Here is a 21,332-nt window from a genome sequence, read left to right as displayed (position 1 = left end):
TCCCAAAACCTCACATGTAGTTCACGACATAGATCAGCGCGGCGATCGCCACCCAAGGCACGATATAAACACCCAGGATCAGTTTGCGACGGAACGAATTGTCATAGACGTGCAATCCGCGTTCGACAAAGGCTTCCTTGTTGCCAGTCTTGCCCTTCTCCTCCCACCACGTCTCAAGCTTTTGTCGCCGGACGCGACGCGAGTAAAGAGACAAGGCGAAATAGGCAATCGTCTGAACGACGAGCAGACCGAGAAACAGGCGCAATGCTCCGAACATATTACTCTTTCCTTACCGCGCCCCAAGGGCCGACCCGTGCGATCACCGCCTCGCTGACCCGGTCTTCGCCGCTCATGTCGGGTTCATGCCCGAACAGTGCGGCGCGGGCCCCGGCCTTGTCCACTTGATATTCACGGGCAAGAAACTCGGCCACATAGGCCTTTTTCGGCTCCGGCCAGCCACCATACGTGCGGTAGAACAGTTCCTTGTGGCAAATGAACATCTGGCGCGGGTCCAGCGGGGCAAGTTCGGCCAGCAGCATATTCACAAGATCGCGGTTCGGGGTATTGGCGGCGCGCAGCGAATAGAAATAGGCCGGATGATCCGAGGTGATACGCGGCCAAGGCCCGCCATCTGTCGCCCAGCGCAACAATTGCGCGAGGCCATGATAGGCTTCGGGCAAGCGATCCGCGTGATTGCGCGCCAAACGCCGCATGTCGCTGCGGTCCAGCCCGGTCAGATCAATGCCCGCATCCGCGGCGGCGTCAACGGTCAGAAAGTCCATCTTCTGTTGCAGGATCGCGGCGGCATCCACGCCGCGGGCCTTGACGATCGGCTCGACCAGATCGTTGTAATTCAGAAATTTGGCAATCTGGTTTCGCTGCGACGGATCAAAGACATATTTGATCGGCAAATCCTCTGGCCTTTCACCCATGCAGATCGCCGCCGGGTGATCCAGATCCGGGAACAGATACATGCCGCCGAAATGCGCCGTCCAGAAGTTGCGCTGTTCAAACACCGTGTGGCGCAGCCGGACAGGGTTGCGGGTGACGTCGCCGGTTTCCTTAGCGGTTTCGATCATTTTCGCGATCAGCACATCATCGAACCAGGCGTCTTCCTCGGTCTTGAACCGCTCGACCATGCCTGCCAGCTGCTCGGCTTTGCGCAGGGTGCCGCCCACGGTGTCGGCCTCGATTTCAATATTGCGCAGGTTCAGCAGGTCGCGCGGCGTCGTGAGTTTGAAGACCGAGTTCACCAGCTCTCCGGCCACCGCATCGGTGGCGGTCAGGGCGAACAACTGCGCCTCGTTCATCTCGATGAATTCGCGTAGGATATCGCGCGAGGTCGAGAATTTGACGTTCAGCAGCGGCGCGCGTTTCTGTTCGGTCGTCAGCAGAATGAACTGCCGGTTGACCCCGTTGGGGTTGAGGTAAAGCTCATCCTCCAGCTCAATCCCCACCTCCGGCGAATAGCCCGAGATATCGACATGGAAATCCGTCAGCGCCGTGGTCTTGCCCGCCAGATGCTGCAGCGCGCGGTTGTATCGCTCGACCAGAGCCGGGCTGGAGATGTGGACAAGGTTGCCGAACATCAGGCCTTTTTCGATGAGGCGGATCATTGCTCTTCATCCCATATATCGCTTTGCTTCAATAGTGCAGACCAATCGTCGGCCGCAAAATCCAATCCAAGGTCTTGAGCTCGAATTTGTTGAGCTTGAGATAGATTAGGCAGTACTTTTTTGATTTGCTGCAAGGTGCTTGCAATGAAACTGGCACTCCGGGGAACGACTGGTTTTCTCAGAAAATTGAGCTGAAAAGATGTTTCAGCGGGCAAGAAATATCCTTGTGCCTGATGTAATCTCAGACAAAACATGTCAATCCGTTCTTCTCTATCGTGTTCCCGGCATTCGATGCCGAGCTCGCAACTCCCTTCTTCACCCCTTCCCCTCCAGATACCGCCGCTTGGCCTCTTCCATCCGGCCCATCTCACGGACGGCGTTTTCGATAGCGACCTCATCGCTCTTGTCGGCATAGCGGAATTCGCTGTCGGCGTAGCGGTTGATTTCCTGGATCACCATTTCCACCGTGATCGGCTGGCGCAGGTCCTCGATCATGGCTTTCTTGGTGTCGTAGTCGCGGAACAGGAACAGGTCGGGGTTTTCCATCCATTCGTCGGGCAGTTCGAAATCCATCGCGCGGACCTTGACTGCGTCGGTGATGTTCTTGATCGCGCGGCCTGTAAACCGCTCATCCGCCTGCTGGATCGCCTTGAGGTAGGTGCCCAGCTTGGCGATCGTGTCCATCTGGCCGATCTCACCAGAAACCCGGTCATAGACCTGCAGCAAAGCGTCCTCATGCGGGCGCGAGTGGCTTTCGAAACTGGCGGCGACGGCCTTCTTGATTTCCTGCGCGGCATAGGCTTCGTGTTCGCCTAAGGGTATGTCGTGGTTGCGGCCCATCAGCAGGTGCAGAATGTCGATGTAATCCTCGCGCGTTTGCGGTCCGTCCACCAAGAACCGCGCACCCGCCCGCTGCCGCAGGGCGTCATCGACATTCTCGGGGTAGTTCGAGAACATGCCAAAGGTGCAGTTGCCGCGCACCACGGTGTTGGCGCCGGCAAAGCTCTCCATCAGCACGGCGGTGATTTCCAGCTGACCGGCTGACGACTGCCGGTCGCCGCGTTTGCCGGCCAGCTGATCGATATCGTCGATCGTGCCAAAACCGATGACCGAGGGGTCGATGATCGTGTTGATGAACGCCTTGGCGTTCTGGCCGGATTTGCCCTGATAGCTGTCGATATTGTCGGTGCTCAGGTTCTGATAGCGGAACGGATAGCCTGCATTCTGGCAATAATCATTGATCAGCCCGGCCATCATCTGGATCAGAGTGGTCTTGCCGGTGCCCGGTTTGCCGTCGCCCATGAAGGTAAAGATAAACCCGCCAAGCTCCGCGAACGGGTTCAGGCGACGGTCAAAATCATAAGCCATCAGCATTTTGGCCAGCTTCATGGCCTGATATTTGGCGATATGGTTGCCCACCACCTCGTTCGGTTTCTTGAACGTCATGGTGAGCGTGGTGGATTTGGCCTTCGACGCGGGCTCAAATCCCCGGATCGTCAGATCGTCGGCCTCGATATGCCAGGCGGCGTTCTGGAACGGGGCCAGATGGCCAGCCGTTTGCGCGCGCAGAGCAGCTTTTTCCATCAGTTGCTCTGCATAGGCACTGGTGGCCGCGATCAGATGGGCATCATCGGGCGCGTGCTTGGCCAGAACCTGATCCAGCTCCCAAAGGGCACCGTGCAGGGCGAGTTGGCCGTTGTCTGTCAGGACCTCATCGATTTCACCGATTTCGACCGTGGTCTCACCCAGATGCGAGGACATCAAATAGGCCAACGCATTGCCGAAGGTGTGCAAGGTGATCAACGCTTCGGCGGTCAGCAGATCCGAGAATTCGGTCTTGCGCGCGGCGGCAAGATCTCCGGCCAGATTGGCGCGTTTCAGATCGGCCAGCGGGGTCTGGTCCGCATAGGTTTCGGCCACCGCCAAAGCGATGGCAATCGCCCGGCGGATCGCCTGCTGTGTGGTCGCCTGCTGCGGGGACACCAGCGCGTCGCCGTCATCCGCGGCCTCTATCCGTTCGACCAGATGCACCCCATCGGCCCGCGCAGTGCGGCGGGTTACCAACCCCGGCGTGGTCGACCGGAACCGCCGTCCCGTCGACACACCCGGTGACCGTTCGACGGCGGCCTCGGCGGGTTTGGCTATGCGCGGCGCATGCTCGAACCCGTTCAGCAACGCGGTGGCGGCAGGATAGTGCTTGCGAATATCGTCTTCGCGCAATTCCATCTGGTCTGACGTCAAACTCATTTCAAAATCGCCTTTTTATTATCAATATCGCAACACCTGCCCGGACTTGCTGACCACAAACTTGCGCACATCCGCAAAGCCTGGCGGATTGCGTTCGGCCAGAACCTGGAACGGACGCTGGGGAAGAATGATCGAGCGCTGGGTGCGTGTGGCCCCGGTCTCGGCCCCCTGTCCGCCGAAGGGGTCCAACGCAAAGACCTCGCGCTCGACGGTCGAGAACCATCCGGCGCGTTCTTCGATGACCTCTTCGCTGTGCAGCTCTTCGGTGGTCCAGGCCAGAGCCCAATCCTGCCCCTCGGGGGCTTGCGCGTCCTCCAACACCTGCCGCAGGGGGCCGGATTGCTCGGTATAGGCCGAGGAATACATCGGACCCACATGAATGCGGCGCAGATGTTTGGGGTGCAGGTCGTCGAAATCCTGATCGAACCCCTTGGCGATGGTCACCAGTTTCAAGCCACCCAGCGACTGCGCCATCAGATGCGCCTGCACTTCGGGCCAGCGACGCTGGTCCTTGGGCAGGGCCGTTTTGCCGCTGTCCTCCAACTGCATCAGGTAGATGACCGGCAGGTTGATCTGGCTGTCATAGACCGCCCAATGAATCAGGAATTTCCGCCGCTCGCCCTCGGTCTCGATCCAATGGCATTCCGGGTCATTGCGAGCCCAGAACAGCTGACCTTTCAACAATTCCTCGTAATAGAGCCTTTGGGACAGTGCGAACTGCAGCTTGGTGGGGATTTCCCGGTCGCCAATGATCGTCCGCACCATCTCGGTTTTCAGGTCCTCTTCCGAGGGCATATTCGCCAGATGTACCTGCGCCTGCTGCGCGTCATTGGCCATGGTCAGCAGTTCGGCCGCCACCGGAAATCCGCTGTCACGCTTGTCCATGGCGAGACTACCAAAGAACCGCCCCGTATCACGCCCGACCAGCAGGTATTTCATGCTGAGCGCGCGGAAGGTGTAGAGCAGCCCCGAAAGGTAGCGCGACACGATCCGCACCTCTTGCTTGCTGATCGCGCCCTCGGCCTCCATCGTCGCGGCCACGCGCAGGAGGTGGACGGTGATCACCTCGAATTTGCGGAAATAGCGGCGCGAGGCAAAGGTATCGGTCAGGCCGACATGGTCTTGGGTTGGGTTACTCATTTAGCTTATCGACCAATAGAAGGAATACCTCGAATGCCAACCAAAGTGCGCCCCAGACTGCGAACACGGCTGAAACTCCAAATGAGCCGAGCGCGAAGACCAATGGTACGAAGAACATCATCAACCTCAGATCGGGACCAAGGTATGCTGGAATCAATTGGGTCAGGTACCCGAACAGGATGAGAAGCGCCCCGAAGAGCGCAACGCCCACTGCTGAACTTAGCATCTTTAGCGGCGAACGGATCGCGTCCTCACCCCCCATACAAATTCTTATCATGCTTCTCGACAATCGAGGCAAACCTGCGGGCAAAGCGCTCGTCCGCCTTGGCCTTTTTCTCCAGCACGTCGCGGGCAAAGACCATGTGGTCCTCATGCGCCTCAAGCATGTCGGCCATTTTCTGGTTGGTCGCTGTGCCGATGGCGGCCATGGCGGTTTGCGCCTCTTGATCGGTCTGCACGCCGATCTCGTTGATGCGGTGGGCCACGTCCTGCTGCTGCGCGGTTTTCAGCGATTTGGTCAGGGCGTCATACAGAACCACGCGCTGTTGCGTGTCTGTCTGCAGCTTGTTGATCAGCACCATCTGCGTCGCCGCCTGGTTCTGCAGTGAATCGACCCAGGTCTTGCCCTTTTCGATATAGCGCTCCAGCGTCTGGGACTTGGCCAGCTTGACCTGCTCTTCCTGAACCTTCGCGTTGTACTGCTTGTTCAGCTCGGCCAGTTCGGTTTCGAGCTTGGTGCGCGCGGCGGCGTCCTGCTCGACACTGATCTTGTTTTCCAGCGTGATGATCGCCGGGTCCATACCTTGAATCTCGGTACGCAGAGCCTCCAATTCGGCCACGGTGGCCTCACGGTCATCCAGCGTGACGGTCAGGTTGTTCTCCACCTTCACGCGCTGCTCTTCAAGCACGGCCAGTTGTCCTTCCAGCAGCTTCACGATCACGTCGGATTTGGCGATCAGGTCCTGCAGCTTGTCGTCGATATTGGCTGAGCGCATCCGTTCTTGGCGCATGGACTCGGATTTACCCTTCGAGAAGATGCCCACGAACGATTCCCACCCGGTCTTCGAGCGCATCTCGTCGAAATCCTTGGAAAACGCGCTGGTGACGTCGTCCAGCCCCATGATCAGTTCGGCGATGTTTGCGTTCATCACCTCGGTATGGGCGTGCACGTCTTCAAGCGTGGCATTTTCGATGTCGATATCCGCTTCGGCCGTTCCGATCTTGGCGCGTGCGGCCTCGATCCGCGAGGTCAGCCCTTCGATCTGCGACTGGCTTTCACGCACCTTGGCCTGGGTTTCCTCGATCAATGCTTCGAATTGCTGGTTCGACATCTGTCCAATCCTTGTTTTTCTTATCTACCCAACAAGATAGGAAATGTTATAACGATTTACATCCCCCTGGGTCTCTCAAATCACCGGAACTTTGGCAAAACCCTATCGAAAAAGATAGGCGTCAAAACCAACAGCTGGCTGGCTTTTGATGCTTTCCGGCCCTTGCATCGCACGCCGATCTATTTTTTGATCAAATCTGGATTGATTGACGCCCCCGGGTGGCCCTAGACATGTTCTGCGCCACCTGATTGGGTACGCGCAAATTCTTTCCCTGCCCGGAGGCCGACCCATGCTGGATACCACGACCGACCTGAAATCGCTTTTGAAGAACCCCGACCTTCTGGTCACCAAGGCCTATATCGGCGGGCAATGGGTCGATGGTGACAACGGCACCTTTGCCGTCACCAATCCGGCCCGCGGCGACGTGATCGCCGAGGTCGCGGATGTCAGCCGCGCCCAGGTGGCCGGTGCCATCGCGCAGGCCGAGGCCGCACAGAAGGAATGGGCCAAGCTGACCGGCAAGGAGCGCGCCGCGATCCTGCGCCGGTGGTTCGACCTGATGATGGAAAACGCCGAGGATCTGGGCAAGATCCTGACCGCCGAGCAAGGCAAGCCCCTGGCCGAGGCGGTGGGCGAGATCGCCTATGGCGCGTCCTTCATCGAATTCTTCGGCGAAGAGGCCAAGCGGGTCTATGGCGAGACCATCCCCGGCCATCAGCGCGACAAGCGGATCATGGTGCTGAAACAGCCGATCGGGGTGGCGGCCTCGATCACGCCGTGGAACTTCCCCAACGCGATGATCACGCGCAAGGCAGGCCCGGCACTGGCCGCTGGCTGCGCCTTTGTCGCGCGCCCGGCCACCGAAACGCCCCTGTCGGCGCTGGTGCTGGCGCTGCTGGCCGAACAGGCCGGCGTTCCGGCGGGCGTGTTCAACGTGGTGCCTTCGTCACAGGCCAGCGAGATCGGCAAGGAGTTCTGCGAGAACCCCGGCGTGCGCAAGCTGACCTTTACCGGCTCGACCGAGGTGGGCCGGATCTTGCTGCGTCAGGCCGCGGACCAGGTCATGAAATGCTCGATGGAGCTGGGCGGCAACGCGCCGTTCATCGTGTTCGACGACGCCGATCTGGATGCCGCCGTCGAAGGCGCGATGCTGTGCAAATTCCGCAACAACGGCCAGACCTGCGTCTGTGCCAACCGCATCTATGTGCAGGCCGGTGTCTATGACGCCTTTGCCGCCAAGCTCAAGGCCGCGGTCGAGGCATTGAAAATCGGCGACGGCCTGTCCGATGGCACAACGACCGGCCCGCTGATCAGCGACGAGGCGGTGGCCAAGGTGCAGGAACATATCGCCGATGCCACGGCCAATGGCGGCGCGATCCTGACCGGTGGCCTGCCGCACGATCTGGGCGGCACCTTCTTCCAGCCGACGATCATCACCGACGTGACCCAGGACATGAAGGTCGCGCAGGAAGAGACCTTTGGCCCGCTGGCGCCTCTGTTCAAGTTCGAGGACGAGAACGAGGTCATCGCCATGGCCAATGACACGATCTTCGGCCTCGCCTCGTATTTCTACGCCAAGGATTTGAGCCGCGTGTACAAGGTGGCCGAGGCGCTGGAATACGGCATCGTCGGCATCAACACCGGCATCATCAGCTCGGAACTGGGCCCGTTTGGTGGTGTCAAGCAATCCGGCCTTGGCCGTGAAGGCAGCCACCACGGCATGGAAGACTATCTCGAGATGAAATACATCTGCATGGCGGTCTGATCGGACGGACCATGAGACAAGGGCGCCTCTGGGCGCCCTTTTTCTTTGCAACCGTCATGAAAAACCCCGCGTCCGGAGGAACGCGGGGTTGTGCGACAACCGAGGGAGGAGACTATCATCGCCGCTTGGGCAGTCTTGGCCTCAGTTCACGGGCTTGGCGTCAACCACGTCCTGTTCGATCGCCTTGGTCGAGGTGATCTCGATCCGGCGCGGTTTCAGCGCTTCGGGCACCTCGCGCTTCAGGTCGATGTGCAGCATGCCGTTTTCCAGGCTGGCGCCGGTCACGCGGACGTGGTCGGCCAGAGCAAAACGACGCTCGAAGGCGCGGGTGGCGATGCCGCGATGCAGATAGGTGGGCTTGGTGTCTTCGGTGGCTTTCTTGCCGGCCACGACCAGCGCGTTTTCCTTGACTTCGATCGTCAGGTCATCTTCGGCAAAGCCGGCGACTGCGATCGAAATACGATACGCATCGGCATCGGTTTTTTCGATGTTGTACGGGGGATAGCTGGGTTGTGACACTTCGCTGGTCATAACCCGATCCATGATGTCGGCAATCTGGTCAAAGCCGACGGTTGCGCGGTGCAGTGGTGCAAAATCAAAGCTACGCATGTTCGTTATCCTCATGTTCAGAGCGATTTACGAGTTTTGCCCTCCGATTGGACGGGCGTTGGTGATCGTCGGACCCCGGTTTGGCTGCCCGACACACATGAGATGGGAAAGAAACTGGCTGAGTTCAAGACCCGCCGGAGCTGATGAATTTCGCGCCCGAGCTGGACTTGCCCGAGCCGACCTGCAGCCGCCGAATCTTGGCCTTTGGCTGCGGCGCATCCCGCCGCATGATGGCCTTGAGGTCCGAGACGACCCCCTCAAGTTCCATGCCGAACCCGACCTTGCGACGGCCGTCGGTACCAACCGCAGATACCACAGAAAGGATCTGCCAACGCGGCCCGTTGCGGGCCAGAATGGCTGAACCGGAGGATCCGAACGTGACATCGCAATTGAAGGTAATCAGACCTTGGCGCCGCTCGAGAATCCGGCAGGACCGCTGGCGCGTGATTGCCTCGGATCGGCCGCGCCCGTACGAAGCGATGCTGATCTCATCCCCGGCGACCCGGCCACTGTGCAATGCAAATGGGTTGGCGACGGTATACGGGATCGGTTGATCCAGTCGCATCAGGGCGACATCGACCCGGACCATCTCGGGTGACAGGCCAACCCGGGGGTCATAGTCGGGAAGGACGGCGATCTGCACGACCGTGCCTTCGGCAAGCGCATGTCCATCGCTCAGACCTGCGCGAAAGGTGACTTCGCCGGGTGCGTAGGTCCGACCGGTGGCCTTGTCCGTCGCACAATGGGCTGCGGTCAGGACAAGATCCTGCGCGATCAGCGTGCCGGTGCAGAACGAGCGGTCTCCGATGTCCAACCGCCCGATCGCCTCCCAACCATACAGGTCGTCCCGATCGGTCAGCCGGCGCTTGCCACTGTCCTGGGCCACCGCCGACGCAGCAATCCCGGCCAAAATCAGGGCCAATGTCACGATACGGCAGGTCATGGCCGGACAAACCTTGCGCCGACGTTCTTTCCAGGCTCGAGCGTATTGCCGGAAGCGCCAAATCCATTCCCTGCGGACAGCTCGGTACGCAGCACCTCCAGCGACTCTTCCAGCGCTGTTCCCAACGATACCCGCCGGCCTTCCAATTCGGCCTTTGCGGACACGACCGATACGATCCGGGGGTGATCCCCTGAGAACGAGAAGATCGGCGCGCCGGACGCACCCAAATCCACGTCACAGGACATGACCAGCACCCCCGATTGCTGCGCCATGACCGAGCAGACCTGTTGCAGCGAAGGGGCTTCTGCGCGGTTGTGGGCGTACGAAACCACTCCGACATCCTCGCCTCGCGTCGGCCTGTAGCCGGTTTCAAACGGGATCACGGTCGTATTTCGGATCGGCTGCCACAACTCGATCAGCGCGACGTCGTGGCGCACACGACTGACGGATGCGGCGCGGTCATACTCGTACTCCGGATGAATGACCGCCTGGCGCGCTGTGCGATAGGCCGATGCGCGGCCGTGTCGCCACCCCGCCAGAAACTCGATTTGGCCCGGATCAATTCGTTGGCGGGTCGCTTGGTCGAACAGACAATGCGCTGCGGTCAGAACAAGCGTGGGTGAGATCAACGCACCAGTGCAGAAGCCGGTGCCGTCGATGTTCAGCCGTCCAACCGCCATCCATTCGCGCCCGGAATCCGAGGTTTCAAGGCTTTGCAGCCCAGTATCCTGCGCCGTGGCTGCCAATGGCAGAACACATAACGCTATCGCCCTGATCCATGTACGCACGCGGTTCTCCGGCATGAGGTATCGGCCAATCTACTTACGCGTGGCGTTTGGCGAAAATAGGGCAGAGCCGGACCGCGCCTAATCCGCACCAGACTGATGCGTCGGCGCATCAGGCCCGATCACCGCAGGATCGGCACCGCATCCGCAGGCTGTCCGGCCCGATCCAGCGCAGGGGGCCGAGGCCCGCCCGTGGCCCAATCCAACAGCTCGACCGTATGCACGATGGGCAGTTGGGTACCCGACCCGATCTGCATCATGCAGCCGATGTTCCCGGCCGCGATAAAATCGGGGTTCTTGGCCTCCAACGTGCGCACCTTGCGCTGTTTCAGCTTGGCCGAGATCTCGGGCTGCATCAGGTTGTAGGTGCCCGCGCTGCCACAGCACAGGTGGCTGTCGGCGGGTTCGACCACGGTGAACCCCGCCTTTTTCAGCAGGTCCTTGGGATAGGTCTTGATCTGCTGCCCGTGTTGCAGCGAGCAGGCCGCGTGATAGGCAACCGTCAACCCCTTGTCGTCACCCTGCGGCAAGTCCAGCTGCATCAGGATCTCGCTGACATCCATGGCAATGCCCGACACCCGCGCCGCGTCCTCGGCCAGCGGATCGTCGCGGAACATGTGCCCGTAATCCTTGATCGTGGTGCCGCAGCCCGAGGTGTTGATGACGATTGCATCCAGCCCCTTGCCGTCCATCTCGCGGGTCCAGGCGCGGATATTGGCGGCGGCGGTGGCATGGCTTTCGCGGGTTTTGCCCATGTGATGGGTCAACGCCCCGCAGCAGCCGGCGCCCTCGGCCACAACGACCTCGCAGCCCAGCCGGGTCAGCAGGCGGATCGTGGCATCGTTGATGTCGGTGTTCAGCGCCTTTTGCGCACAGCCCGTCATCAGGGCCACGCGTTTGATCGCCTGCCCCTTGGGCGCAAAGCTTTGGGGGTCGTCATTGCGGCTGACCGGCGGGATGTGTTTCGGAGCCATGTCCAGCATCGCCCGCAGGCGCGCGTCGGGCATCAGAAAGCGGAACGGCCGCCCCAGCTTGGCCCCGATCAGCGCCCAGCGGAACCGCATCGGATAGGGCAGGATCCGTGCCAGAACCCACCGCAGCGCCCGGTCCGAGAAGGGGCGCTTGTAGCGGTTTTCGATATATTCGCGGGCGTGATCGACCAGATGCATGTAATGCACGCCCGACGGGCAGGTCGTCATGCAGGCCAGGCAGGACAGGCAGCGGTCGATATGCTTGACGGTCTTTTCATCCGGCACACGCTCGTTTTCCAGCATGTCCTTGATCAGGTAGATGCGCCCACGGGGGCTGTCCAATTCGTCGCCCAACACCTGGTAGGTCGGGCAGGTGGCGGTGCAGAACCCGCAATGCACGCAGTTGCGCAAAATCTCGTTTGCGCGGCGGGTGCCGGGGTCTTTCAACTGGTCTTCGGTGAATGTGGTCTGCATCGCCCTATCCCATCAGCCCGGGGTTGAACACGCCGCGCGGGTCGAATTTCTGTCGAATCCCCTGTGTCAGAGACGCAATTCCCTGCGGTTCCGGCTGGAACCGGCCCAGCCGGGCAAGGGTATCGGCCCCGGCCCGCACCAGCGTGGCGTGGCCGGAAAACGCGCCGATGCGCGCGTGCAGGTCGGTGCCTGCGGGCACCAGCGCCCAGATCAACCCGCCGCCCCAGTCGAACAGGGTCCGATCAGCCTCGGCCCGCGCGGCGATTTCGGGCGCGTCGCCGGGTTTGACCGAAATCCGCCAGACTTCGCCGGGCGTGTCGGCTAAATCGGCCGCATCGCGGATCGCCTGCCACAGGGCGTCCGATGGCTCGACCGGATCAACTGCGCCGAACTGGGCAAGCAACTCCTGCAGACGCCCGGTGCGATACGAGACCGATTCAGCAAACCCCTCGATCCGGATCAAGGCGCGCTGCTGCTGCGGATCATAGGCTGCGCCGGTGACCTCAAAGGGTGATTTCAGGGCCTCGGACAGGATGCGAACCGCAGTCGCGGCGTCCTTGGCGGGTACGGCCAGCGTCGCGCTGGCCTCGGGTTTGGGCAGCACTTTTAGCGACACCTCGGTCAGCACGCCCAGCGTGCCCCAGGACCCGGCCATCAGCTTGACCAGATCATAGCCGGTGACGTTCTTCATCACCCGCCCGCCATTCTTGATGATCTGCCCCTGCCCGTCGACAAAGCGCACGCCCAGCAGGAAATCACGGCAGGCCCCGGCCTGAATCCGGCGCGGCCCCGAGACGTTGGCCGCCACGACACCGCCGATCGTGGGCGCGCCCGAGGATCCCAGCAGGGCGCGATGGTCCATCGGCTCGAACGCCAGCTGCTGACCTTCGGCCTCCAAAGCGGCCTCGATCTCAGCCAGCGGGGTTCCGGCCTGCGCCACAAGCGTCAACGCCCCCGGCTCGTACAGGGTGATCCCGCGCAGCCCCTCGGTGCTCAGCATCCGGTCGGGGCCGGTCACACCGCGCGTGCCGCCACCGACAACGCGTACCGGTTCATTCAGGCCGGCCACGATTTCGGCCAGTTCAGACTCTGATTCAGGTCTCATTGCGGGGTCCGTTCTGTCTTGGGAGTCATTCCGCCGCCATCGGCACGACGCGCCGGGCCGCACTGGCGTCCAGCGGGAACACCTTGGCGGGGTTCAGCAGCCATTTCGGGTCGAACACGTCCTTGACGGCCATCTGCGCCTCAAGGTCCTGAGGCGCGTATTGATGATGCATCAGGTCGCGTTTTTCGATGCCCACCCCATGCTCGCCGGTCAGGCAGCCGCCGGCATCGACGCACAGTTTCAGGATCTCGGCCCCGAAGGCCTCGCACTTTTCCAGATCGCCGGGCTTGTTCGCATCGAACAGGATCAGCGGGTGCATGTTGCCGTCGCCGGCGTGGAACACGTTGCCCACGGGCAGGCCGAATTCCTTGCTCAATTCACCGATGCGGCGCAGCACGTCCGGCAGGGCCGACACCGGAATCGTGCCGTCCAGACACATATAGTCGTTGATCTGCCCCATCGCGCCAAAGGCCGATTTCCGGCCCAGCCAGATGCGGGCGCTTTCCTCGGCCGACTGGCTTTCGCGCAGCTCGACCGGGTTGTGTCGTTTGGCGATCTCGACGATCTTGGCCAACTGGCTGTCGATCTCGGCGTCCGAGCCTTCGACCTCGACAATCAGCAGCGCCTCGCAATTCGGATAGCCGGCATGGGCAAAATTCTCGCAGGCCTCGATGCACAGCCGGTCCATGAACTCGATCGCCACGGGCAGGATGCCGGATTTGATGATGTCCGAGACGCATTCGCCCGCCACCGCATTGTCATCAAAACCCATCAGGACCGGGCGCGCGCCCTCGGGCTTGCGCAGGATGCGCAGCGTCGCCTCGGTGACGACCCCCAGCTGCCCTTCCGAGCCGCAGACCACGCCCAACAGGTCCAGCCCGCCGGAATCCAGATGCGCGCCGCCGATCTCGACCACGCGGCCATCCATCAGCACCATCGTCACGCCCAGCAGGTTGTTGGTGGTCACGCCGTATTTCAGGCAATGCGCGCCGCCCGAGTTCATCGCGATATTGCCCGCGATGGCGCAGGCCAGCTGCGACGACGGATCGGGCGCATAGAAGAAATCCTGCTCTTCGACCGCGCCGGTGACGCTCAAATTGGTGCGGCCGGTCTGCACACGGATGAAGCGGTTGTCATAGTCAACCTCGAGCACCTCGTTCATGCGGGCCACGCCCAGGATCACGCAATCGGCGGTGGGCAGCGCCCCACCAGCCAGCGAGGTCCCGGCCCCGCGCGGCACGACCGGCACGCCTTCGTCGTGGCAGATTCGCAGAATGTCCGAGACCTCCTGCGTCGAAGACGGCAGAACCGCGATCATCGGCGCGCATTTGTAGGCGGTCAGGGCGTCGCACTCATAGGCGCGGGTTTCGGACGGATCGGCAATGACGGCATCTTCGGGAAGAACCTGCCGCAGACGGGCAAGAACGCTGGCCTTGCGGGCCAAAACGTCGGGGTTGGGCTGTGGCATGTCCATGGCGGATCCTCCAGTTTGGTAAAATAATATTACCAATTTCTGCATCTGGCAAGTTGCCTTCGTCGGACGTACTGTCGCGCCATGACATTGACCGAACGCGCCCTGCTGTTTTCGCCCCTGGACTACGCCGCCGTCCTGCTGTTGCTGATCGCCTGGCAATGGATCGGATGGCGGATCGAGAACCCCGCGCCCGGCAAGCGCTCGGTCGCGGTGATGATGGACGAATTCCGCCGCTGCTGGATGCGCGAAATGGTGACCCGTCAGCCCCGCATGTTCGACGCCCAGGTCGTGGGCACGATGCGTCAGGGCAGTACGTTTTTTGCCTCGACCACGATGATCGCCATCGGGGGCGGGCTGGCCCTTCTGGGCAATACCGAGCGGCTGTCGGGCGTCGCCAAGGATCTGGCCATCGGCAGCGCACCGGCCATGGTGTGGGAGGTCAAGATCCTGATCGTGCTGTTGTTTCTGTCGAATGCCTTTCTGAAATACGTTTGGGCGCACCGGCTGTTCGGCTACTGCGCGGTGCTGATGGCGGCGGTGCCCAACGAGCCCGAGGATCCGCAGGCCTATCCCCGCGCGGCGCAGGCGGCCGAGATCTGCGTGACCGCCGCGCGCAGCTTCAACCGTGCCCTGCGCGCCACCTATTTCGCGCTGGCCTCGCTGGCCTGGATCCTGGGCCCGATCACTTTGATCATCGGCACGCTTCTGACATTGGGGGTTCTTTATCGGCGCGAGTTTGCCTCGCATTCCCGCGCGATCCTGCTGAGCCTGCCGCCGGACACGCAGACGTGATCGCGCCCCGCCCGATCAGATCCTAGACTGGCGCAATGCGACACCTGATCCCCTGCCTGTTTCTGGCAGCCCCGGCCCTCGCCGACCCGCCGACGGTCGAAAATGTCACCGCGACGCGCACGGGCGAAACCTGGCGATTCGACGTGACCATCCGCCATCCCGATACCGGGTGGGACCACTATGCTGATGGCTGGCGCGTTCTGGCGATGGACGGGACCGAGCTGGGGATGCGGGTGCTGCACCACCCGCACGAGACCGAGCAGCCCTTTACCCGGTCGCTGGGCGGGGTCGCGATCCCCGAAGGCGCGAACCAGGTCCAGGTCCAGGCCCGTTGCAGTGTCGACGGCTGGAACGCAGACACCACGCTTGTGACGCTGGACTGATCGTCAGAACACGCCAAGCGACAGCCCGGCACCCAGTGCCGCGCCGATCTCGCGGCATTTGTCCAGTTCATCCTCGGGGATGGTCTTTTCCGCCAGTATCGCCTCGGGCGTCTGGGCGTGAGTGCAGACGATGCGGGGCGGCTGCACCTCTTTCAGGCGCCAACCGGTGGCGATGCGCGCCAGTTGCCGCGCCGCGTTCTGACCGTCGGACCCGGCGCAGATCATCTGCGCATAGGGCCGCCCCTCGATCCGGCCCAGAACCGGATAGTAGCAGCGGTCGAAAAAGTCCTTTATGACGCCTGACAGCGCCGCGAGGTTCTCGGGCGCGCAAAAGATGTATCCGTCGGCCGCCAGCAAATCGTCGGGTCCCGCCTGCTCGGCGGGTTTCAGGCTGACCTCGGCCTCGGCGCTGGCCGCCTGTGCGGCCGCATCGGCCATCTGCCGGCTGCCGCCGGTGCGCGAATGATAGACGATCAGTAGACGGGCCACAGTGGTCAGGCCCGATGATACGGGCCGCCCGACAGGATCGTCGCGGCACGATAGAGTTGTTCCGACAGCATCACCCGGACAAGCATATGCGGCCAGACCATGGCGCCGAAAGAAATCGAAAAATCGGCCTCGGCCCGCAGCGCCGGGTCGATACCGTCGGCGCCGCCGATGACAAAGGCCAGATCCTGCCGGCCCATGTCACGCCACCCGGCCAGCTTCCGCGCGAAATCGGGGGAAGACATCACCTTTCCCCGCTCGTCCAATGTGCAGATCACCGCGCCAGCGGGCAGCGCCTTGCGCAGCAACGCGGCCTCGGCGCCCATACCGGCGTTTTTCTTGTCTTCGACCTCGATCACGCGCGCAGGCCCCAAGCCCAGGCCGCGGCCGGTCCGGTCGAAACGGGTCAGATAGTCGTCAAGCAGGGTCTTCTCCGGTCCGGCACGCAATCGCCCGACCGCACAAATGCTGATACGCATGTCGCTCTCGCCGCCGGCCCTTCAATACGGGCCGGGATGGCGCCTCAGTTCGCCGAGGCGCTGCCGCCCTGAGGCAGCCACATCTTTTCCAGCTGGTAGAATTCGCGCACTTCGGGGCGGAAGATATGGACGATCACATCGCCCGTATCGATCAGCACCCAGTCGCCGGCATCCTTGCCTTCGACCTTCGAGGTGAAACCGAATTCCTGCTTGATGCGATCCGTCAGCTTTTCCGCCATCGCCGACACCTGACGCGTCGACCGGCCCGAAGCGATGACCATGTAGTCGGCCACCGAAGACTTGCCCTGCAGGTTGATCTGCACAACATCTTCGGCCTTGTCATCGGAAAGTGAGGAAAGGATGCGTTCAAGCAGCTTGTCGCTGATTGACTGAGAGCGGGCCATCACAGCGGCCCCTTCATCGGCGGGCAAACCCGCCTGTGTGTGTAGAGACAGGACATGGTCCTCCTTGCTAAAGCGCCGTGTAACCCCGGCGCCGGGGTACTATTAAGGTAGCAAGGCAATTGCAACATTTCAATGAACGGCAACCGTTGATGGCACGGGGTTGATCAATCCGTGTCCAGATGTGGCACAGCGGTGTCGGTGGCACCCTGCCCCAGCAGGCGCACTTCGCGCTGCGGGAAGGGGATCGAGATGCCCTCGGCCTGGAATGCATCCCACAGCGCCAGATAGACATTGCCGCGAATGTTGGTCAGGCCGGCCGTCGGATCGCGGATCCAGAACCGCAGCACGTAATCGACGCTGCTGTCGCCGAACCCGGTGATGTGGCAGACCGGTTCGTGCTTGCCGCCGCTCAGAACGCGTTTGACTGATTTCACCGTTCGCACGGCGGACTCGCGCACCTTGTGCGGGTCGTCGCCGTAGCTGGTGCCGAAGGTCAGATCGAGGCGGACGAACTCGTCGGAATGGGACCAGTTCACCACCTGCCCGGTAATCAGATCCTCGTTCGGGATCAGGTACTCGCGCCCGTCGCGGGTAACGACCGAGACGTAGCGGGCGCCCAGCGCGTTGATCCAACCGAACGTGTCGCCCAGCGAGATCACGTCGCCCGGCTTGATCGACCGGTCCATCAGGATGATGATCCCCGAGATCAGGTTCGACACGACCTTCTGCAGGCCGAAGCCGATGCCCACGCCAACCGCACCGGACAACAGCGCGATCCCGGTCAGGTCGAATCCCAGCGTCCGGATCCCGACCAGAAAGACCAGCCCGTACAGCGCCACCTGGATCCCCTTGGCCAGCAACACCTGCATCGAGGGCGAGATGTCGTCATTGCTTTTCAGCCCGCGTTCCGCCGCCCGGGTGCCGAGCCGCGCAAGCACCAACAACGTGCCGATCAGCAGAATGGCCTTGAGAATCCCCAATACCGAGATGTGAAGGCTGCCGATCGAAATCGCCACGCCGTCCAGGAACTCGGCGACGTCATCGGTCAGACTCAGCGCGACCAGCGTGGCGTAGATCCACATCGACCAGCGGAAGATGCGCCGAATCGTCCGGTTGCGGACCAGTCGCGAAATCAGCGCGATCGCAAGCCACGCGGTTGCCAGCGTTGCCAGAACACCGATGATGTAACTGCGCGATGGCCAGGTGACCTGCTGCATCACCAGATAGACGCCCCAGGCCAGAACGACAAAGTAGACCAGCGTCAACCGCTGCATCAGCTGAACCAGAACCCGCAACCGCCATTTGGGCCATCCACTGCGCGCCCGCGCCCAGGCTTCCCACCGGCCTTTTGTCAGCAGAGTCAAAAGGAAGGACAGCGCCACCAGCCCCAGGATGATGGCGATCTGATACTGCCGCCACCCCGGAGTCACGATCAACTCGACCAGGTTCCCAAGCTGCAACAGAAAGGCCTCGGCCATGTTGTCGAACAGTTCTGAAATCGAACTTGGGATCAAATCATTGTCCATGCGCGTCTCCTGCCGCCAGATTGAACAGCAATGTGGCGGCTTGCAAGGCCCACCGACCTGTCGTGGGACGCGGATTGAGCCTTGATTGACGAGGGGGCGCGATATATCTGGATCGCATGAGATTCCATCAGGCCCCTGCTCCCAACCTGCAAGACCGCGCGCGCCTGCGTGAACGGTTCTTCGGGGCCGCCCGCACGGTTCTGGCCCGCCTATAATCGGCGCCCAGCCACTCGCCAGCATTTCTCAATACAGACGGGAGAGGACCGATGTCCCCCAAAACACTCTACGACAAGATCTGGGATGCCCATGTCGTGCACGAAGCCGACGATGGCACCTGCCTGCTTTATATCGACCGCCACCTGGTGCACGAAGTGACCAGCCCGCAGGCCTTCGAAGGCCTGCGCATGGCGGGCCGCAAGGTGCGCGCGCCGGAAAAGACCATCGCCGTGCCGGACCACAACGTGCCCACCACGCCCGACCGCGTGAACGGAATCGAGAACCCCGAATCGCGCATCCAGGTCGAAGCACTGGACAAGAACGCCCGCGAATTCGGCATTCACTACTACCCGGTGAATGATATCCGTCAGGGCATCGTCCACATCGTCGGCCCCGAACAGGGCTGGACCCTGCCGGGCATGACCGTGGTCTGCGGCGACAGCCACACCGCCACCCACGGCGCGTTCGGCGCGCTGGCCCACGGCATCGGCACCTCCGAGGTCGAGCATGTTCTGGCCACCCAGACTCTGATCCAGAAAAAGTCCAAGAACATGAAGGTCGAGATCACCGGCAAACTGCAGCCGGGCGTGACCGCCAAGGACATCACTCTGGCCGTGATCGGCGAAACTGGCACCGCCGGCGGCACCGGCTATGTGATCGAATATTGCGGCGAAGCGATCCGCGACCTGTCGATGGAAGGCCGCATGACCGTCTGCAACATGGCCATCGAGGGCGGCGCCCGCGCCGGCCTGATCGCGCCGGACGAAAAGACGTTCGAATACGTCAAGGGCCGCCCGCACGCTCCCAAGGGCGCGCAGTGGGAGGCCGCCCTGGCCTGGTGGAAGACGCTCTATTCCGATGACGACGCCCATTGGGACAAGGTCGTCACCATCCGCGGCGAAGAAATCGCCCCCGTGGTTACCTGGGGCACCAGCCCCGAAGACGTTCTGCCGATCACCGCGACCGTGCCCAACCCCGAGGATTTCGAGGGCGGCAAGGTCGAGGCCGCGCGCCGTTCGATCGAATACATGGGCCTGAAGCCGGGGCAGAAGCTGAGCGACATCGAGATCGACACGGTCTTCATCGGCTCCTGCACCAACGGCCGGATCGAGGATCTGCGCGCCGCTGCCGAGATCCTGAAGGGCAAAAAGATCAAGGACGGCATCCGCGCCATGGTCGTGCCCGGCTCGGGCCTCGTGCGCGCGCAGGCCGAAGAGGAAGGCATTGCCGAGATCTTCAAGCAGGCCGGGTTCGAATGGCGCCTTGCGGGTTGTTCGATGTGCCTGGCGATGAACCCCGACCAGCTGACCCCGGGCGAGCGTTGCGCCGCCACCTCGAACCGCAATTTCGAGGGTCGTCAGGGCCGCGGCGGACGCACCCATCTGCTGAGCCCCGCGATGGCTGCCGCTGCGGCAATCACGGGAAAGCTGACAGATGTGCGTGAATTGATGTAAGGTCCCCTCATATCTAGATATTTGAGGGAGAGACTGAAATGAGTGAATGGGTCAAATGGCTCCTGATGGGGCTTCTATCGATCGTGTTCGGCATATTCGTGCTGGGCGCACCGGTTGTGGCATCCGTGGCAGTGACCGTGGTCACCGGCGTCCTTTTGCTGGTGTCCGGTGTTCTGCAGGTTGTCGGCGGTTTCACCGTCGAAGGAACCGGAAACAAGATCCTGGCCTTCATCATGGGTGCGGTCATGCTGTTCCTGGGCTGGTCGTTTCTGGACCATCCGCTGGCAGGCACTCTGACGCTGGCAACAGTGGTGCTTATCTTGTTCATGGCAGGCGGGATCGCACGGATCATTCTCTCGTTTCAGATGCGAGGCACGTCATTTTTCTGGCCAACCCTGATCTCGGGCATCTTGTCGATCATCCTGGCAGGCATCATCTGGTCTTATGCAAGCTCGGAACCGGCGGTGCTGTTCCAGTTGCTGGGCATCCTGCTGGGCATCGAGATGCTGTTCAACGGGTTCGGATTGGTCTTCATGGCGTTCTTCGTCAAGAACGCGCCCAAAGACGAAACAACAGAAGCTCAACAAGCTTGAAACGCGGGGCATGGGGCCTGACCTCTCCCGCAGGAGTGTGAACATGGAAAAGTTTGAAAAAGTCCACGGTGTGGCAGCCCCCATGCCCCTGATCAATATCGATACCGATATGATCATTCCCAAGGTGCATCTGAAAACGATCAAACGGTCCGGCCTCGGCGTCGTCCTGTTCGACGAGATGCGCTATCACGATGACGGACGCGAGAACGAAGAATTCGTCCTGAACAAACCCGCTTATCGCAACGCCGAGATTCTGGTGGCCGGCGACAACTTCGGGTGCGGCTCATCTCGGGAACACGCGCCCTGGGCGATCAAGGATTTCGGTATCAAGGTGGTCATCTCGACCAGCTTCGCCGACATCTTCTTCAACAACTGCTTCAAGAACGGCATCCTGCCCATCGTCGTCGAAGAACACCACCACGTCATTCTGATGGAGGATGCCCACAAGGGCGAGAACGCACGTATGACCGTGCATCTGGAAGATCAGCAGATCGTCACCTCTGACGGCGTCGTGATCGAGTTTGATATCGACCCGCACC

Annotated in this window: 23 protein-coding genes; 7 read left to right on the top strand and 16 right to left on the bottom strand. The window is 61.7% G+C overall.

Going from position 1 to position 21,332, the window contains the following annotated elements; translation table 11 throughout:
• Positions 1-10 precede the first annotated feature (10 nt).
• From AC2FM5_RS08270 to AC2FM5_RS08245, 6 genes are all read right to left on the bottom strand, one after another.
• Positions 11-277: a hypothetical protein gene (locus AC2FM5_RS08270; RefSeq protein WP_496734977.1), complete on the bottom strand. Its 267-nt coding sequence runs from the start codon at positions 275-277 to the stop codon at positions 11-13.
• A gap of 1 nt (position 278) precedes the next feature.
• Positions 279-1,616 (bottom strand): DUF6638 family protein, encoded by a 1,338-nt coding sequence (locus AC2FM5_RS08265; protein WP_222458059.1) that lies wholly within the window; start codon positions 1,614-1,616, stop codon positions 279-281.
• A complete protein-coding gene (locus AC2FM5_RS08260) occupies positions 1,613-1,831 on the bottom strand; it encodes a hypothetical protein (protein WP_170445238.1) in 219 nt (72 codons plus the stop codon). Before AC2FM5_RS08260 ends, AC2FM5_RS08265 begins: the two co-directional genes overlap by 4 nt.
• A gap of 100 nt (positions 1,832-1,931) precedes the next feature.
• Positions 1,932-3,863: an AAA family ATPase gene (locus AC2FM5_RS08255; RefSeq protein WP_496734974.1), complete on the bottom strand. Its 1,932-nt coding sequence runs from the start codon at positions 3,861-3,863 to the stop codon at positions 1,932-1,934.
• Positions 3,864-3,884: 21 nt separating this feature from the next.
• Positions 3,885-5,003, bottom strand: coding sequence for a hypothetical protein (locus tag AC2FM5_RS08250; RefSeq protein WP_496734972.1), 1,119 nt, complete (start codon positions 5,001-5,003; stop codon positions 3,885-3,887).
• A 251-nt stretch (positions 5,004-5,254) separates the two neighbouring features.
• Positions 5,255-6,334, bottom strand: a complete 1,080-nt coding sequence (locus AC2FM5_RS08245; protein ID WP_170359858.1) for a coiled-coil domain-containing protein — start codon at positions 6,332-6,334, stop codon at positions 5,255-5,257.
• 289 nt (positions 6,335-6,623) lie between these two features.
• On the opposite strand from AC2FM5_RS08245, the gene AC2FM5_RS08240 reads away from it, so the two are divergent.
• On the top strand, positions 6,624-8,099 hold the full coding sequence (locus tag AC2FM5_RS08240) for an NAD-dependent succinate-semialdehyde dehydrogenase (protein ID WP_170438602.1): 1,476 nt from the start codon (positions 6,624-6,626) through the stop codon (positions 8,097-8,099).
• Between the two features lie 141 nt (positions 8,100-8,240).
• Here the strand turns inward: AC2FM5_RS08240 and AC2FM5_RS08235 are convergent, their stop codons facing one another.
• The 6 genes from AC2FM5_RS08235 to AC2FM5_RS08210 all read right to left on the bottom strand — a co-directional run bounded on the left by AC2FM5_RS08235 (position 8,241) and on the right by AC2FM5_RS08210 (position 14,460).
• On the bottom strand, positions 8,241-8,708 hold the full coding sequence (locus AC2FM5_RS08235) for an Hsp20 family protein (protein WP_496734969.1): 468 nt from the start codon (positions 8,706-8,708) through the stop codon (positions 8,241-8,243).
• 124 nt (positions 8,709-8,832) lie between these two features.
• Positions 8,833-9,651 (bottom strand): trypsin-like serine peptidase, encoded by an 819-nt coding sequence (locus AC2FM5_RS08230; RefSeq protein ID WP_170448693.1) that lies wholly within the window; start codon positions 9,649-9,651, stop codon positions 8,833-8,835.
• Positions 9,648-10,439, bottom strand: coding sequence for a trypsin-like serine peptidase (locus tag AC2FM5_RS08225; protein ID WP_260063911.1), 792 nt, complete (start codon positions 10,437-10,439; stop codon positions 9,648-9,650). Before AC2FM5_RS08225 ends, AC2FM5_RS08230 begins: the two co-directional genes overlap by 4 nt.
• A gap of 119 nt (positions 10,440-10,558) precedes the next feature.
• Positions 10,559-11,881 carry a glycolate oxidase subunit GlcF gene (gene glcF, locus AC2FM5_RS08220; protein WP_496734966.1) on the bottom strand — a complete coding sequence of 441 codons (1,323 nt, stop codon included), beginning with the start codon at positions 11,879-11,881 and terminating at the stop codon, positions 10,559-10,561.
• A gap of 4 nt (positions 11,882-11,885) precedes the next feature.
• Positions 11,886-12,986 carry an FAD-binding protein gene (locus AC2FM5_RS08215; protein ID WP_496734965.1) on the bottom strand — a complete coding sequence of 367 codons (1,101 nt, stop codon included), beginning with the start codon at positions 12,984-12,986 and terminating at the stop codon, positions 11,886-11,888.
• A 25-nt stretch (positions 12,987-13,011) separates the two neighbouring features.
• Entirely contained in the window at positions 13,012-14,460 is a 1,449-nt protein-coding gene (locus tag AC2FM5_RS08210; RefSeq protein ID WP_496734964.1) for an FAD-linked oxidase C-terminal domain-containing protein, read from the bottom strand.
• An 81-nt stretch (positions 14,461-14,541) separates the two neighbouring features.
• Between AC2FM5_RS08210 and AC2FM5_RS08205 the strand changes: the two genes are divergently transcribed.
• Together AC2FM5_RS08205 and AC2FM5_RS08200 are read left to right on the top strand one after the other, a co-directional pair.
• Positions 14,542-15,252: a DUF599 domain-containing protein gene (locus tag AC2FM5_RS08205; protein WP_170421054.1), complete on the top strand. Its 711-nt coding sequence runs from the start codon at positions 14,542-14,544 to the stop codon at positions 15,250-15,252.
• 35 nt (positions 15,253-15,287) lie between these two features.
• Positions 15,288-15,635, top strand: a complete 348-nt coding sequence (locus AC2FM5_RS08200; protein WP_149775950.1) for a hypothetical protein — start codon at positions 15,288-15,290, stop codon at positions 15,633-15,635.
• Positions 15,636-15,638: 3 nt separating this feature from the next.
• On the opposite strand, the gene AC2FM5_RS08195 is transcribed toward AC2FM5_RS08200, so the two are convergent.
• From AC2FM5_RS08195 to AC2FM5_RS08180, 4 genes are all read right to left on the bottom strand, one after another.
• Entirely contained in the window at positions 15,639-16,124 is a 486-nt protein-coding gene (locus AC2FM5_RS08195; RefSeq protein WP_170445207.1) for a flavodoxin family protein, read from the bottom strand.
• A 5-nt stretch (positions 16,125-16,129) separates the two neighbouring features.
• Entirely contained in the window at positions 16,130-16,600 is a 471-nt protein-coding gene (gene rlmH, locus AC2FM5_RS08190; protein ID WP_170359847.1) for a 23S rRNA (pseudouridine(1915)-N(3))-methyltransferase RlmH, read from the bottom strand.
• Positions 16,601-16,644: 44 nt separating this feature from the next.
• A complete protein-coding gene (gene rsfS, locus AC2FM5_RS08185) occupies positions 16,645-17,004 on the bottom strand; it encodes a ribosome silencing factor (protein WP_093963679.1) in 360 nt (119 codons plus the stop codon).
• Between the two features lie 164 nt (positions 17,005-17,168).
• A complete protein-coding gene (locus AC2FM5_RS08180; RefSeq protein ID WP_170445201.1) occupies positions 17,169-18,530 on the bottom strand; it encodes a mechanosensitive ion channel family protein in 1,362 nt (453 codons plus the stop codon).
• 116 nt (positions 18,531-18,646) lie between these two features.
• Here AC2FM5_RS08180 and AC2FM5_RS08175 point away from each other — a divergent pair, with 116 nt between their 5' ends.
• The 4 genes from AC2FM5_RS08175 to leuD form a co-directional block, all read left to right on the top strand.
• Positions 18,647-18,745, top strand: a complete 99-nt coding sequence (locus AC2FM5_RS08175) for an isopropylmalate isomerase (protein ID WP_141138497.1) — start codon at positions 18,647-18,649, stop codon at positions 18,743-18,745.
• Positions 18,746-18,796: 51 nt separating this feature from the next.
• Entirely contained in the window at positions 18,797-20,200 is a 1,404-nt protein-coding gene (leuC, locus tag AC2FM5_RS08170) for a 3-isopropylmalate dehydratase large subunit (protein WP_170373252.1), read from the top strand.
• 38 nt (positions 20,201-20,238) lie between these two features.
• Entirely contained in the window at positions 20,239-20,793 is a 555-nt protein-coding gene (locus AC2FM5_RS08165; protein WP_170343176.1) for an HdeD family acid-resistance protein, read from the top strand.
• A 43-nt stretch (positions 20,794-20,836) separates the two neighbouring features.
• The coding region (gene leuD / locus AC2FM5_RS08160) for a 3-isopropylmalate dehydratase small subunit (RefSeq protein WP_496734958.1) at positions 20,837-21,332 on the top strand (496 nt) is incomplete at its 3' end.

It is taken from the genome of Ruegeria sp. BHSA162 (assembly GCF_059613385.1).
Note: the sequence above shows the minus strand (reverse complement) of the source record. Positions and strands in the feature narration are given on the sequence as shown.